This is a genomic window from Actinoplanes sp. NPDC019969, assembly GCF_055562375.1.
Genome location: NZ_JBVHFK010000002.1, coordinates 110,841 through 125,195 on the forward strand (window position 1 = coordinate 110,841; position 14,355 = coordinate 125,195).

14 protein-coding genes are annotated in these 14,355 nt (G+C 70.3%); 9 read left to right on the forward strand and 5 right to left on the reverse strand.

Features of this window, described 5'->3' with window-relative positions; genetic code table 11:
- Nucleotides 1-302 precede the first annotated feature (302 nt).
- On the forward strand, nucleotides 303-992 hold the full coding sequence (locus ACZ3II_RS07105) for an SDR family NAD(P)-dependent oxidoreductase (RefSeq protein WP_465516721.1): 690 nt from the start codon (nucleotides 303-305) through the stop codon (nucleotides 990-992).
- Here the strand turns inward: ACZ3II_RS07105 and ACZ3II_RS07110 are convergent.
- The gene (locus ACZ3II_RS07110) at nucleotides 983-1,630 is read right to left on the reverse strand and encodes a dTMP kinase (RefSeq protein ID WP_465516722.1); all 648 of its coding nucleotides are present in this window, start codon (nucleotides 1,628-1,630) and stop codon (nucleotides 983-985) included. The genes ACZ3II_RS07105 and ACZ3II_RS07110 overlap by 10 nt on opposite strands.
- Before the next feature lie 161 nt (nucleotides 1,631-1,791).
- On the opposite strand from ACZ3II_RS07110, the gene ACZ3II_RS07115 reads away from it, so the two are divergent.
- The 7 genes from ACZ3II_RS07115 to ACZ3II_RS07145 all read left to right on the forward strand — a co-directional run bounded on the left by ACZ3II_RS07115 (nucleotide 1,792) and on the right by ACZ3II_RS07145 (nucleotide 7,047).
- On the forward strand, nucleotides 1,792-2,367 hold the full coding sequence (locus ACZ3II_RS07115; RefSeq protein WP_465516723.1) for a nucleotidyltransferase: 576 nt from the start codon (nucleotides 1,792-1,794) through the stop codon (nucleotides 2,365-2,367).
- Between the two features lie 9 nt (nucleotides 2,368-2,376).
- The gene (locus tag ACZ3II_RS07120; RefSeq protein WP_465516724.1) at nucleotides 2,377-2,625 is read left to right on the forward strand and encodes a hypothetical protein; all 249 of its coding nucleotides are present in this window, start codon (nucleotides 2,377-2,379) and stop codon (nucleotides 2,623-2,625) included.
- The gene (locus tag ACZ3II_RS07125; protein ID WP_465516725.1) at nucleotides 2,622-3,365 is read left to right on the forward strand and encodes a metallophosphoesterase family protein; all 744 of its coding nucleotides are present in this window, start codon (nucleotides 2,622-2,624) and stop codon (nucleotides 3,363-3,365) included. The genes ACZ3II_RS07120 and ACZ3II_RS07125 overlap by 4 nt, the downstream gene beginning before the upstream one ends.
- Before the next feature lie 41 nt (nucleotides 3,366-3,406).
- Entirely contained in the window at nucleotides 3,407-3,550 is a 144-nt protein-coding gene (locus ACZ3II_RS07130) for a GPGG-motif small membrane protein (RefSeq protein WP_173476724.1), read from the forward strand.
- 155 nt (nucleotides 3,551-3,705) lie between these two features.
- Nucleotides 3,706-4,659 carry an MHYT domain-containing protein gene (locus tag ACZ3II_RS07135; RefSeq protein ID WP_465516726.1) on the forward strand — a complete coding sequence of 318 codons (954 nt, stop codon included), beginning with the start codon at nucleotides 3,706-3,708 and terminating at the stop codon, nucleotides 4,657-4,659.
- Nucleotides 4,660-4,725: 66 nt separating this feature from the next.
- Complete coding sequence (locus ACZ3II_RS07140) at nucleotides 4,726-5,421, forward strand: HD domain-containing protein (RefSeq protein WP_465516727.1); 696 nt, start codon at nucleotides 4,726-4,728, stop codon at nucleotides 5,419-5,421.
- A gap of 18 nt (nucleotides 5,422-5,439) precedes the next feature.
- Entirely contained in the window at nucleotides 5,440-7,047 is a 1,608-nt protein-coding gene (locus ACZ3II_RS07145) for a glycoside hydrolase family 13 protein (RefSeq protein ID WP_465516728.1), read from the forward strand.
- On the opposite strand, the gene ACZ3II_RS07150 is transcribed toward ACZ3II_RS07145, so the two are convergent.
- Nucleotides 6,955-8,418 (reverse strand): MFS transporter, encoded by a 1,464-nt coding sequence (locus ACZ3II_RS07150; RefSeq protein ID WP_465516729.1) that lies wholly within the window; start codon nucleotides 8,416-8,418, stop codon nucleotides 6,955-6,957. The two genes, ACZ3II_RS07145 and ACZ3II_RS07150, sit on opposite strands and share 93 nt — an antisense overlap.
- A gap of 155 nt (nucleotides 8,419-8,573) precedes the next feature.
- Here ACZ3II_RS07150 and ACZ3II_RS07155 point away from each other — a divergent pair, with 155 nt between their 5' ends.
- Nucleotides 8,574-9,692: a glycosyltransferase gene (locus ACZ3II_RS07155; protein WP_465516730.1), complete on the forward strand. Its 1,119-nt coding sequence runs from the start codon at nucleotides 8,574-8,576 to the stop codon at nucleotides 9,690-9,692.
- Between the two features lie 142 nt (nucleotides 9,693-9,834).
- Here ACZ3II_RS07155 and ACZ3II_RS07160 read toward each other — a convergent pair whose 3' ends face one another.
- From ACZ3II_RS07160 to xylB, 3 genes are all read right to left on the reverse strand, one after another.
- A complete protein-coding gene (locus tag ACZ3II_RS07160; RefSeq protein ID WP_465516731.1) occupies nucleotides 9,835-11,289 on the reverse strand; it encodes an RICIN domain-containing protein in 1,455 nt (484 codons plus the stop codon).
- Nucleotides 11,290-11,291: 2 nt separating this feature from the next.
- A complete protein-coding gene (locus tag ACZ3II_RS07165) occupies nucleotides 11,292-12,740 on the reverse strand; it encodes a pectinesterase family protein (RefSeq protein WP_465516732.1) in 1,449 nt (482 codons plus the stop codon).
- A gap of 233 nt (nucleotides 12,741-12,973) precedes the next feature.
- Complete coding sequence (gene xylB / locus ACZ3II_RS07170) at nucleotides 12,974-14,353, reverse strand: xylulokinase (protein WP_465516733.1); 1,380 nt, start codon at nucleotides 14,351-14,353, stop codon at nucleotides 12,974-12,976.
- Nucleotides 14,354-14,355 lie beyond the last annotated feature (2 nt).

The following is a 14,355-nucleotide window of genomic DNA, read 5'->3' on the forward strand; positions in this document are numbered from 1 at the left end:
CACAGCGACGGGCATCACCCTGGGCTCCGCGATGCTCGTCACCCCGGAGTACGGGTTCCACGCCCGCGGGGTTCATGTGCAGCATCGGCCGCGCAACGACAAGCCTGAAACAAACGCCCCACGAAAAGATCCTGGATCCCTCCGGGCGGACGGGACCACCGGTCACAATGCGCCTTGTCACGTCACACTTCACTCGCCCACATGGGTGACGCCCGCCGAGCACAGAACATTCCCAGGTGGGGGCCGGTTCGGGGTGGAAGTGAGGAACAGCACAGCCACGACGGTGTGACAGGCTGCTCGCCATGACTTCGACGCGTACCGCTCTGGTGACCGGCGGCACAGGCGGCCTCGGCACCGCCACGATCAGCGCTTTCACGGCAGCGGGCTGGCGGGTGGTGGCCCCCGTGCGGCCCGGGACGGCATCGCGGCTGCCCGATGGAGTGGTCGCGGTCGAGGCGGATCTGATGGTCGAGGCGCAGGTGCGGGCGGCGGCCGAGGTGGCCGGCGGGGACCCGGCGGCGCCGCTGGCCGCGGTGGTGAACCTGGCCGGTGGGTACGCGGGCGACGGCCTGATCGCCGACACCCCGGTGGAGCGGTTCGAGCAGATGCTGTCGCTGAACCTGCGGCCGGCGTACCTCACCACGGCGGCGGCCTTGCCGTACCTGGTCGGGGCGGGTGGCGGCGCGGTGGTGTGCGTGTCGTCGCGGGCCGCGGTGGCCCCGTTCGCCGGCGCCGCCGGGTACGTGACCGCCAAGGCGGCGGTGCTGGCGTTCGCCGCGGCTGTCGACGTCGAGTACCGCAAGCGGGGGGTGCGCTGCAACACCGTGCTGCCGAGCGTCATCGACACCCCGGCGAACCGGAAGGCCATGCCGGACGCCGACCACGGCAGGTGGGTGAGCCCGGCCGCGATCGCCGACGTGATCCTGTTCCTGGCCTCGGACGCGTCGGCGCCGACCAGTGGCGCCCAGATCCCGGTCTATGGTCAGGCCTGACCCAGCTCGGCGAGGATCGCCTTGGTGACCTGGTCGGGGGTGCTGTTGGCGTCGATGACGACGAACGTCGGGTACTCCCGGAGGGAGCGGTAGGCGTCGTCGGCGGTCCGCAGGTAGTCCATCGTCTCGGTGTCGTAGCCGCGCCGCTCGATCCGGTCCCGCGCCACCGCCGGGTCGACGGCCAGGAAGAAGGTGACGTCGGGGCGGGGGAACAGCCGATAGGCCAGCCGGGCGAAGCGCTCCGCGGACCGGTGGGCGCCGTGGGCGCGAAGGCTGGCGAACTGGCAGACGGCGTACCGGTCCATCACGGCGATCTCCCGGTTCACCGAGCGGCGCAGCAGGGTCCGGGCGATGGCCAGCCAGCGCAGCAGCGACTCCACCAGCAGGGTGCCGCGGCGGCCGAACAGGTCCTCGGCGTCCGAGCGGCCGAAGAAGTGCGCGATCCGCCCGAACCAGTGGCGGCCACCGGCGTTCTGCCTGTACGCCGCGGGGAAACCGGCGGCGAGCAACTCCGCCGCGACGACTCGGGCCTGGGTGGTCTTGCCGGAGCCGTCGATGCCGACCAGGGCGACGGTGCGTGGCATGCGGCGGGGGGCGCGGTCGATGGGGGGCGGGACGGACTGCGCGGGGAGAGCCATACCAACCGACGGTAGCGCCTCTCTGCACGCACCGTTCCCCGCCGCGGGCTGTCCTTTTCCTCCAGAATGAGCACAGGTTTCCTCCAGAATGATCGCAAGGGTTCAAGGTGCCGCGACTCCGGGTAGTCGTTCACGAACCGGACACGGGACAGGAGGTCGGCATGCCACACCGGGTGGACGAGGGCCTGGCCATCACCTTGAAGCGCGTCGCCTCGACGCTGAAGAGCGCGGACATTCCCTTCGCACTGGGCGGCAGTTTCGCGGTGTACGCACGCGGCGGGTATTCCAGTGATCACGACGTGGATTTCCTGATCCGCGAGCAGGACAAGGACCGCGCGTTGCAGGAGCTCGCCGCGGTCGGATTCCAGACCGAACAGCCCCCTGAGGACTGGCTGGTCAAGGTCTTCGACGAAGGCCGCATGGCGGACCTCATCTACCGGCCGGTGGAATCGCCGGTGGACGAGGAGACCCTCGCCGACACCGAACAGATCTCCGTCGAGGCGATCTACATGCCGGTGATCTCGGCGAGCAGGCTGATGGTGCACAAACTGCTCAGCTACAGCCAGCACTACTGCGACTTCGCGACCGGGCTGCCGGTCGCCCGGTCGCTGCGCGAGCAGATCGACTGGGAACGGGTGCGGCGGGAGACCAGTGGTTCCCCGTACGCCGAAGCTTTCTTGATCTTGCTCGATCGCCTGGACGTCGTGCCTTTCCCCGGGGAGCGGGAACTGAGGTAAGGGGATGAGATGACCCATCAGATCGATCTCGAAGCCGAGATCCAGCGCCTGCTGACCGAGCACGAACGCATCGCCGAGCAGGGCATCACCGTGCACCGCCGGGAGAACGTGGTGGTGCTCGGCGGGGAGGTGGAGAGCGCCCAGCGGCGCGACGAGATCTGCCGGCAGATCACCGGCCACTTCCCCGAGATCGAGATCACCTGTGACATCGGCATCACCCGGGCGCAGGCGCCGAGCGAGGTGGAGGAGATTTCATGATCCGGATCGCCGCTGTGGGCGACGTTCACGTGGACAAGGATGTGGTGGGCCGCTACCGGCCCGCCCTGGAACAGCTGCCGGACCGGGCCGACGCGCTGCTGGTGGCCGGCGACCTGACCCGGCACGGCACCCCCGAGGAGGCGAAGTGCTTCGCCACCGAGTTCGGCGGGCTGGCCGTGCCGGTCGTCGTGGTCCTCGGCAACCACGACCACCAGAGTGATCAGCAGGAGCAGGTCACCGAGGTGCTCACCGACGCCGGGATCACCGTGCTGGAGTGCTCGTCGACGGTGCTGGAGATCCGCGGGCACCGGCTCGGGATCGCCGGCGCCAAGGGGTTCGGCGGCGGGTTCGCCGGGGCCTGCGCCAGCAACTTCGGCGAGCGGGAGATGAAGAACTTCGTCGGCACCACCGAGGACATCGCGGCCCGGCTGGGCGAGGCGCTGCGGTCGGTCGAGTGTGACGCGCTGGTGGCCCTCACGCATTACGCCCCGGTGCCGGAGACGCTGGTCGGCGAGCCGCTGGAGATCTACCCGTTCCTCGGCTGCTACCAGCTCGGGAACGCGATCGACTCGGCGCCGGCCGCGCTGGCGCTGCACGGGCACGCGCACCACGGCTCGGAGCGTGGGCGTACCCCCGGCGGGGTTCCGGTCCGCAACGTCGCGCATCCGGTGATCAAGCAGGCGTACAACGTGTACCAGTTGCTCACCGACTCGGTGGACGCGGAACTCGTACCCGCCTGAGCCAGGTTTCCGAATTTCGGGGTTCGGGTATCCGAGCAGACATGGACCTGTTGCTCTGGATTCTCGCCGTTGTTCTCGTGGTCGCCGGTGTGCTCGCGCTGTTCCGGCGGCAGATCCTCTGGGGTGTCGTGCTGATCATCGTCGGTCTCCTGGTGGGCCCCGGCGGCGTCAGCATCTTCACCTGATCCCCTCGCTCTCCCGACCCCCTGACATCGAACCGGGGTCGCCGCGGCCCGGTCCTTTCCGGACAAGGCCTCGGTGACTCCGGTTCTTCTCTTTCGTGCGCCGCCGCACACAAGGTGCGATGTGAGTCCGCCGATATCTGACTCAATCCCCTTCCGTGGCCGACGTTCATCACTTCACCTACGGCGCCTACAACCCGATAGCCGCCTACCTGCTGGCTTTCCTGGGTTCCTTCCTCGGTCTGCTCTGCACCGGCCGGGCCCGGGACGCGCACAACCGCGGCCGCCGCAACCGGTGGCTGGTGATCGCGGCCTTCGCCATCGGCGGCGGTGGCATCTGGCTGATGCACTTCTCCGCGATGCTCGGCTTCGACGTGCCGGACAGCCCGGTGCGGTACGACCTCGGCCTCACCCTGCTCAGCCTGGCCTTCGCGGTGCTGACCGTCGGCGTCGGGCTGATCCTGGTCGGCCACGGCAGGCGCAGTGTCGGCCGTACCATCGCCGCCGGGACACTCACCGGGCTCGGCGTGATCGCCATGCACTACACCGGCATGGAGGGGATCCGGCTCTCCGCGACCATCCACTACTCCCCGCTGCTGGTGGTCGCCTCCGCCCTGATCGCGGTGGCGGCGAGCACGGTGGCCCTCTGGTTCGCCATCTCGGTACGCGGCTGGGCCAAGGTCACCGGCGCCGCCGCCGTGATGGCAATCGCGGTCTGCGGCATGCACTACACCGGCATGGCCGCCATGTCGATCGAACTCCACCAGGGCGGCGCGCAGGCCGGCGGCATCCGCCCGCTGACCATGTTGGTGCCGATCATCGTGATCACCACGGCCACCATCGTCGGGGTGGCGCTGAGCGCGCTGCAGGCGATGACCGAGGAGGAGTTCACCGACGGGGCCGGCACCCCGAAACGCGGTGTGCACGCCGACCCGACGCCGCCGTGGTCGCTGCGCCCGTCGTCGTCGATCGGCGCCATGCGGATGACCCCGGCCGCACGGGCGGTGGCCACCGGACGGGCGACGGCCCGTCCCTCTCCCGGGCCACGGCCGGGGCCCCGGCCGTCCCCCTCCCCCGCTCCGGTCGTGCCACCGGCCACATCCGGTGGCTGATCGAAGCCCATCGCCGCCCGGCATCCGGTATACCTGATCGACATGGCGCCAAGGATGCTGCTCTCGATGCCACTGCACGCCATCACCGAGGTGTACGGCGAAGCCGGCCTACGTGACCGATTCGCCCTGGAGCTGGAGTCGTTCCCGGCCGGCGAGCGCAAGACCCTCACCGAGGCCCTCGATCTCGCCTCCGACCTGCACGCCGCCGACCGGCGGGTCCGTGAGCCGTACCTGAACCATCTGCTGCGGGTCGTCATCCGGATCATCCGCTACTACGGGGTCCGGGACGTCGACGTGCTGGTCGCGGCGCTGCTGCACGACGCGGTCGAGGACCATCCGGCGGAGCTGGGCGGGGTGGAGCCGGACGCGCCGTGGGCGGAGCGGAACGCGGCGGCGCTGGCCGAGCTGTCCCGGCGGTTCAACCCGCGGGTGGCCGAGCTGGTCCAGTCGGTCACCAACCCGGAGTACGACCCGGAGCGCGACAAGCACGAGCAGTACCGCACGCACGTGGCGGAGAATCTGGAGAACGACCCGTGGGCCCGGGTGATCAAGATCTCGGACTTCACCGACAACGGGGTCGGCGTCATCCACACGACGCTGGACAAGGCGTACCGGTCCGCCACCAAGTACCGGCCGCTCGTGCCCACGTTGCGGGAGCTCATCGGGCGGCCGGACACCCCGCTCTCCACCCAGGCCAAGGAGCACATCCTGGATCAGCTCGACCTGGCCGAGGAACGATTCGCCGCCATCCTCGACGACTGACCGCCCTATCGTGGGGCCATGCCTACTGACGCCTGGTGGCGCGATGCGGTCATCTACCAGATCTATCCACGCTCGTTCGCTGACGCGGACGGCGACGGCATGGGTGACCTGCCCGGCATCACCGCCCGCCTGCCGCACCTGCGCCGGCTCGGTGTCGACGCGGTGTGGCTGTCACCCTTCTATCCCAGCCCGCAGCACGACGCGGGCTACGACGTGGCCGACTACCGCGGCGTCGACCCGCGGTTCGGCTCGCTCGGCGACGCCGACAAGCTGATCGCCACGGCCCACGAGCTGGGCCTGCGGATCATCGTCGACCTGGTGCCGAACCACACGTCCAGCGAGCACGAGTGGTTCCGGGCCGCGCTGGCCGCCGGCCCGGGCAGCCCGGAGCGGGAGCGCTACATCTTCCGCGACGGCGACGAGCCGCCGAACTCGTGGCAGAGCGTGTTCGGCGGGTCCGCCTGGGAGCGGCTCCCGGACGGCCAGTGGTACCTGCACCTGTTCGACGTCTCGCAGCCCGATCTCAACTGGGACCACCCGGAGGTGCGGGCCGAGTTCCTGGACATCCTGCGGTTCTGGCTGGACCGCGGGGTCGACGGATTCCGGGTGGACGTGGCACACGGCCTGATCAAGGACGCCGAGCTCAGCGACTGGACGGCGCCGTCGGTGATCCTGGGTGGCCTGGAGCCGGCCGGGCCGCCACCGCCGATGTGGGACCAGGAGGGCGTGCACGAGATCTACCGGCAGTGGCGGGCCGTCTGTGACGAGTACCCGGGTGGCCGGATCCTGGTCGCCGAGGCCTGGGTGCAGCCGGAGGAGCGGCTCGCCCGGTACGTGCGACCGGACGAGATGCACCAGGCGTTCAACTTCCCGTACCTGGAAGCGCCCTGGAAGCCGGCCGAGCTGCGGGAGATCATCGACTCGTCGCTGGCCGCCAACGACGCGGTCGGCGCGACGACCACCTGGGTGCTGTCCAACCACGATGTCGTACGGCACGCGTCCCGCCTCGGTTTCCCGCCCGGCGCCAAGCGGGTGCCCGGCATCGGCATCGGCGACCCGCAGCCGGACACCGGGCTGGGCCTGCGCCGGGCCCGGGCGGCCACCCTGCTGATGCTGGCGCTGCCCGGCTCGGCCTATCTCTACCAGGGCGAGGAGCTGGGCCTGCCGGAACACACCCAGCTGCCCGACGAGGTCCGGGAGGATCCGGCCTGGGAGCGGTCCGGGCACGCCGAGCGCGGGCGGGACGGCTGCCGGGTGCCGATCCCGTGGGAGGCCGACGCCCCGTCGTACGGGTTCGGCCCGGCCGACGCGAGCTGGCTGCCGCAGCCGCCGATCTGGGCGGAGTACGCGCTGGACCGCCAGGTCGACGTGCCCGGCTCCACCTACGAGCTGTACCGGACGGCGCTGGCCGCCCGGCGCGAACACGAGCTGGGCACCGGTGAGCTGGCGTGGCTGGCGACCGATCCGGGGGCGCTGGCGTTCCGCAACGGCGATCTGACCGTGGTGACGAACTTCGGCGCCGAGCCGGTGGCGTTACCGGGTGGGGCCCGGGTCCTGCTGAGCAGCGAGCCCCTGGACGCGGACGGCCGGATCCCGTCCGACGTCACCGTGTGGGCGGTGTTCTGAGGCCACGGCCAGCAGGGCGGTGTGCGTGTCGGCCATGTCCTTCGCGACCGTCCTGCTGGCCAGCCAGTACATCACCCCGGTCGGGATGAAGAAGAACTGGAAGGCGGCCAGCCCGACCGCGTAGTTCAGCGGCGGCGGGTACGCCCCGGCCAGCGCGCCGAACGCGACGGCGACCAGCACGTTGCCCCCGGCCCGGCCGGCCCCGTTGACCAGGTTGCCGAGGCTGTAGACGGTGCCGCGGTGCTGCGGCGGGTTCACGTCGGCGATCATGGCGAACCAGTTCGGCGAGTTCGCCGAGGTCAGCGCCAGGGCGACCACCGAGACGGCCAGGCAGATCCCGACGGTCGGCTCGGTCACCAGGTTCGCCAGGACCCCGCGGATCACCGCGCCGGTCGAGCCGCCGTCCGGCACGGTGATGGTCATCGGGACGAAGAACAGGACGACATAGAGGGGTACGGCGGCGAGCACACCGATCGCGGCGACCAGGGCACGGCCACGGGGCGTACGCCGTTGCAACCGGTCCCCGGCCAGCCCGCCGAGGATCGACAGCGCCGCCCCGAGCTGGAAGATCGTCGCGAAGACGCTGCCGACCAGCACCGCCGTGCCGGTGGTGTACCCCTGGTCCTCGGCCCGGGCCCGGAACAGCACCGGCAGCCAGACCATCGACCCGAAGGCGATCTGCGCGGTGCCGCCCTGCAGGATCAGCCAGATGTTGGTCCGCCGCCTCAGGATGACCGGCAGGTCCTCGTGCTTGATCCGCTCGTCGTACTCGACCCCGGCCAGCTCCGGCTGGCTGTCACCGCGCGGCACGTCGTAGGTGAGCAGGTAGGCGACCGTCGCCACCACCCCGGCGGCCGCCGCGACCAGGAACGGGCGCCGCCAGTCGGTGTGCCCCAGGATGCCGCCGAGCAGGGTGCCGGCCAGCGTGCCGACACCCTGGGACAGGCCCCAGAAACTCATCACCAGGCCCCGCCGGCGCGGCGAGATGAGGTCGCTGACCACGGCGAAACTGACCGACGCGACGCCGCCGAGCCCGAACGCGGCGACGATCTGGCCGGCCAGGAACGGGCCGTAGCCGTCGGCCAGCCCGGACAGGGCGGTGCCGGCCACCCAGATGACGGTGCCGGCGATCAGGACCGGCTTGCGGTCGGTGCGGTCTCCCACGTACGCGAAACCGATCGCCGACACCGCGCTGATCAGGAACATGATCGTGGTCGCCAGGGCGATGTGGCCCTCGCTCACGCCGAGGTCCACGCCGATGCTGCCGTACAGCGGCGGCACCAGGCCGATCGCCACGTTGTCCAGGGCAGCGAGGATCACGAACACCACCACGCTGTACACGCGGTGCGCGGTCCCGCCCCTGCCCGTCACGCGGTAGAGGTTAGTCCCGGCTGGTTGTCAGGGCTGTCTCGGGCGGGTGGAGACAGCCCTGACAACCAGCCGGAGGGGTGACTTGTCGTTGATCATTCAGCGGGGGGTCAGCGGGGAGTCGCCGGGTGGACGGCGGGCCTCGGTGGTCTGAGGGCATGCGGATCGCCCGGGTCGCCAACTTCGTCCACGCCACCTCCGGCGGGCTGCGCACCGCGCTGCGGGAACTCGGCCGCGGCTATGCCGCGGCGGGACACGAGCCGGTGCTGATCGTTCCGGGCGACACGGCGGGCGAGGAGGAGACCGGGTACGGGCGGGTGATCACCGTGCCGGGGCCGCTGGTGCCGGGGCTCGGCGGGTACCGGGTGCTGCTCGACCGCAAGGCCGTCGCCGGGGTGCTGCGCGAGCTGCGGCCGGACCGGATCGAGGTGCACGACCGGAGCACGCTGCGCTGGCTCGGGCGCTGGTCGGCCGGGGCGGGCATCAGGTCGATGATGGTGTCGCACGAGAGCCTGGACGGGCTGCTGCGGCTGTTCACACCCGGCCGGGCGATCGGGCCGCGGGTCGCCGACCGGCTCAACGCCCGGACCGTGGCCGCGTACGACACGGTGGTGTGCACGACGGCGTGGGCGCAGCGGGAGTTCCGGCGGCTCGGGGCGGAGCCCGTACGCGTACCCCTGGGTGTCGCACTTGATCGTTTCTCGCCCGCAAGCCGGGATGCCCGGTTGCGGGCCGCTCTCGCCGGGGACGCCGCGGTCCTGCTGCTGCACTGCGGCCGTCTGTCGGCGGAGAAGGAACCCGGCCTGTCGCTGGCGACCCTGGCCGCGCTGCGGGCCGGTGGGCTGGACGCGGTGCTGGCGGTAGCCGGGGACGGGCCGTTGCGCGGGACCCTGTCGGCCGAGGCCGAACGCCGCCGGCTGCCGGTACGGTTCCTCGGCCACGTCACCGACCCGCGCGGCCTGCTCGCCACCGCCGACGTGGTGCTGGCGCCCGGGCCGATCGAGACGTTCGGGCTGTCCGCCCTGGAGGCCCTGGCCAGTGGAACCCCCGCGGTGGTACGCGCCGCCAGCGCCCTGCCCGAGGTGATCGGGGACGCCGGTGTGGCCGCGGACGGGGACGCTCCCGCGTTCGCCGCCGCCGTCCGCGAGCTGCTGGCCCGCCCGGCGGCCGAACGCCGTGCCGCCGCTCGCGCCCGCGCCGAACGTTTCCCCTGGTCCGGCGCGGTGAACGGTTTCCTCAACGCGCACGAGGCCGCACCCGCCGCCGAAAGCGTGTGAAGTTCGGCCGTCTATGACGCCCGAACTCCACACGCGGAAAACCGTGTTGATTTCGGGCGTCATGCGCGGCCGAACTCCACACGCGGAAAAGAGGCGGCGCCACCCCAGGCGGCGCCGCCTCTTCCTCACCCCCCGGTGAAGATCAGTTGCCGATGTTGGCCTGCGGGCCGGCGTACTTGGCCAGCAGCGCCGGGACGTCGGCGGCCGCGTCGAGGGTGTACGCGTAGAAGCTCTTCGGGTCGAAGGCGGAGCCGTTGGTCTGCTGCTTGCCCGAGGAGTTCTTGACGATGCTGCCGCTCTGCTTGAGCTGGGCGGCCGACGTGTCGTTGTAGTACGGGTTCACGACGTTGTCGAAGTACGAGTTCTCCAGAACCATCTTGGTGCCGCCGCGCGACAGGTTCCCGTACGACTTGATGTTCTGCATGTAGTTGTTGTAGAGGTGCGCGTACTGCACGTTGTCGGTGCTGGGGTTGCGCTGGTTGGTGTTCTTGATCCAGTTGTGGTGGATCGTCATCCGCGAGGTGACGTTCTCGGTCCAGCCGATGCCGAACGCCTTGTTCCCGGTGTCGAGCACGTTCCAGGACACGGTCAGGTACGTGGTGTCCTTACGGCTGTCGATCATGCCGTCGTTCATCCGGGTGATCTTGTTGTGGTCGATCCAGATGTGGTCCGCGGTGTCCATCTGGATGCCGTCGAAGTCGTACGTCTTGTCATCCGGGTCGTCCTCGGTCATCTGGGTGTCCCGGATGGTGAGGTTGCGGATGATGACGTTCCGGACGCCGGCCCCGAGGAAGAACCCGCCGCCGACGATCTCGCCCTTGGTGCCGGCGCCCACGATCGTCTTGTTCGACTTGACCTTGAGTTCGGTGCCCTTCGGGGTGATCGTGATGGCGTTCGCCACCTTGATCACGTAGGGCTCGGTGGCGGTGACGTACTTCGTCAGGTCGGCCAGGTTCGTCACGGTGACCGTCTGGCCGGCCGCGCCGCCCGTGGTGCCGCCGCCGGTGGAGGCGAAACCGTCCGGCGTGGACGCCCAGGTCCGCTCCGAGCTGCTGCCGCCGGAGACCTGCGTGAACGCCCACTGCTTGTTCGAGTTCGCGGTGCACGTCTCCTGAATGATCGACGCGCCGTTCGCCGTCGAGGCGCCCTGGTCGGAGATGCACAGACCATTCGCCACGTTGATGATCTGGAACGTGTCGGTACCCGACGCCGCGACCTTCCACTGCTGGTTGGTCTGCCCGCTCGCGCAACCCCACTGCTGCAACTGGGCGCCCGAGGCCGTCGACGCGCCCGGCACGTCGATGCACTTGCCGCTGCTGACGTTCTGGATCAGGAAGTTGCTGCCCGACGCGACCAGCTTGAACTGCTGCCAGGCCGCGCCGGTGGTGCAGCCCCACTGCTGCAGCAGGGCGCCGTTCGCGGCGGAGGCGGCCGGCACGTCGATGCACTTGCCGCTCTTCTTCACGACCAGCTGGTAGGTGTTGCCGGCGGCGGGCGCGGCCGCCGCATTCGACGGCAGGACCGACCAGCCGACGATCGCGGCCGGGACGGCGACGACGGTGGCGATGAGCGCGGCGCGCTTCTTGGAGAGCTTCATGATCAACCCACCGGGTTCCAGTTGTCGGTGCCCGCGAGGTACTTCTGCGGGGTGTAGTTGGCGGCCTGCGCGTCGGGCAGCTGCGGCCGGTTGCTGTTGGTGGTCGCGCCGGAGCCGGTGTTCTTGTACTCCAGGAACCGGGCGTTCTTCCACGAGTTCGACGACATGTCGGTCCACGGCTGGGCGGTCTTGATCGTCGCGCTCAGGCTGGACTCGCGGAACAGCACCTGCGCGTCCGGGCCCCACGGGCGGCCGAGCTGGGTGGTGTTGTTCACGGCGCCGGTGATCGTGCACTTGTAGAAGAGGAAGCCGTACGCGTTGCCCGCGTCCGTCCTGGCCGCGGTGATCGGGCCGCCGGTGGTCCGCTTCTCGTAGATCCTGGTGCCGTTAAAGACGCCGGTGCCGCCGCCGAAGATGAAGTCGACGGTGCCCTCGACGTACGAGTTCTTGATGTACGAGCGCCCGCTGTTGAGCAGGAACGTGTCCTGGTCACCGAGCAGCCGGACGTTGTCGAGCTGCGCCCGGTCGCCGCCCAGCTTCAGGGCCACCGCCTGGTCGCCGGTCTCGTACTTGTTCTCGTCATAGTCGTTCGAGATCGTCAGGTTCTTCGCGACGAAGTCCTTGGCGCTCACCGAGACCGAGGCGCTGCCCGAGGTGCCGTGCGTGTACGCCGAGTTGTTGTAGACGAGCACCGTGTCGGAAGCCGTGCCGGTACCGCCCTGGAGCGTGATGAACGGCTTGTTCGACGGGACGGTGATGACCTCGCGGTAGGTGCCCGGCTTGATGGTGATCGTCTGGCGGGTGGTGTTGTTCGCCGGCACCGCGTCGATCGCCGCCTGCACCGTCTTGTACTTACCGGTGCCGTCCGACGCCACCACATAGGAGGCCGGCGTCGTCGTTCCACCGGAGACCTGCGTGAACGCCCACTGCTTGTTCGAGTTCGCGGTGCACGTCTCCTGAATGATCGACGCGCCGTTCGCGGTCGAGGCGCCCTGGTCGGAGATGCACAGACCGTTCGCCACGTTGATGATCTGGAACGTGTCGGTGCCCGAGGCCACGACCTTCCACTGCTGGTTGGTCTGCCCGCTCGCGCAACCCCACTGCTGCAACTGGGCGCCCGAGGCCGTCGACGCGCCCGGCACGTCGATGCACTTGCCACTGTTGACGTTCTGGATCAGGAAGTTGCTGCCGGACGCGACCAGCTTGAACTGCTGCCAGGCCGAGTTCGCGGTGCAGCCCCACTGCTGGAGCAGCGCGCCGTTGTCCTTCGAGGCGGCCGGCACATCGATGCACTTGCCGCTCTTCTTGACGATCAGCTGGTAGGTGTTGCCGGCGGCGGGCGCGGCCGCCGCATTCGACGGGATGATCGACCAGCCGACGAGTCCGGCGGGCACGACCAGCGCGGCCGCCACGCCGAGCAGCGCCCGTTTCCGGGCCTTTCTCTCTGCCACTGCGCTCTTCCTCACGTGCGGGGATTGTCGGCCGAGGGGGAATGTCGGCCGGTGTTCCTGTGCACGTAGATGCGCCATCAGCAGGGCGACAACAAAAACTTCAAAAACTTTGCGGGGTACGGCCACACATGCACGCCTCGGGCGGACAACGGCAGCCCGCCCTCGCAACTCGCCCAACCCGCGTGTGGAGTTCGGCCGTCATGTGCGCCGCAACTCCACACGCGGGGTTGGGGTCAGCCGCGGGCGATCGCGTACTGCTCGCGGATCGAGGGGACGCTGTCGGCCTCGTACATCTCAGGGGTCTCCGCGGACCAGACCGGCGGAAGATCGCCGCCCGCCGTGACCCACGCGGCCTGCCGTGCCGCACCGTCGGCGACGTACTCACCGGGCGGCGGGACCACGACCGGCTTGCCGAACAGCGCCGGCGCGATGCGGCGGACCGCCTCGCTCCGTGCCCCGCCACCGACCAGCACGATCCGGTCGGCGACCGCGCCGGTGCCGACCAGCGCGTCGAGGCCGTCGGCCAGCGCGCAGAGCATGCCCTCGACCGATGCCCGGGCCAGGTGCGCCGGGTTCGACGTCCGCAGGGTGAGCCCGTGGAGCGAACCGGTGGCGTCCGGCCGGTTCGGGGTCCGTTCCCCTTCCAGGTACGGCACCAGGACCAGGCCGTCCGCGCCCGCCGGAGCGGACAGCGCGAGCCGGGACAGCTCGTCGTGGCTCACGTTCAGCAGCTTGGCGGCCGCGTCCAGGACCCGGGCCGCGTTCAGCGTCACCACGATCGGCAGGAACCGGCCGGTGGTGTCGGCGAACCCGGCGACCGTGCCGGTCGGATCGTTCGGCGCGACCTCCGAGGAGGCGAAGACCGTGCCGGACGTGCCGATCGAGACCATCACGTCGCCGGGGCGAGCGCCGGTGCCGAGAGCGGCCGCGGCGTTGTCCCCGGCGCCCGGTCCGAGTGGCGCGCCGTTGGGCAGGTGCCCGGCGATCCCGGTGGGGCCGAGCACCTCGGGCACTACCAGCCGGCGCCCGAACCCGAGTTCCAGCAGGTCATGCCGATATTCGTTGGTCTTCGCCGACCAGTAGAGAGTGCCACTGGCATCACTGCGGTCGGTCCTGATGTCCGAAATATCAGTGGATCCTGACAATTTCCAGGTCAGCCAGTCGTGCGGCAGGCAGACCGCGGCGACCTTCGCCGCGTTGGCCGGTTCGTTCCGGGCCAGCCACCGCAGCTTGGTGAGCGTGAAACTGGCGACCGGCACGATCCCGACCGCGTCGGCCCACGCCGCGCCGCCGCCCAGCTCCTTGATCAGGTCGGCGGCCGCGCCGGCGCTGCGGGTGTCGTTCCACAGCAGCGCCGGGCGGACCACCTCGCCGTTCTCGTCCAGCGCGACCATGCCGTGCTGCTGCCCGGCGACCGAGGCGGCGGCCACGTCGTCCAGGCCGCCCGCCTCCTCGATCGCCTGCTGGAGCGCGGCCCACCAGGCGTCCGGATGCACCTCGGTGCCGTCCGGGTGCGCCGCCCGGCCCTGCCGGACCAGTTTCCCGGTCTCGGCGTCCCGGATGACGACCTTGCAGGACTGCGTCGAGCTGTCGATCCCGGCTACCAGCGCCATGA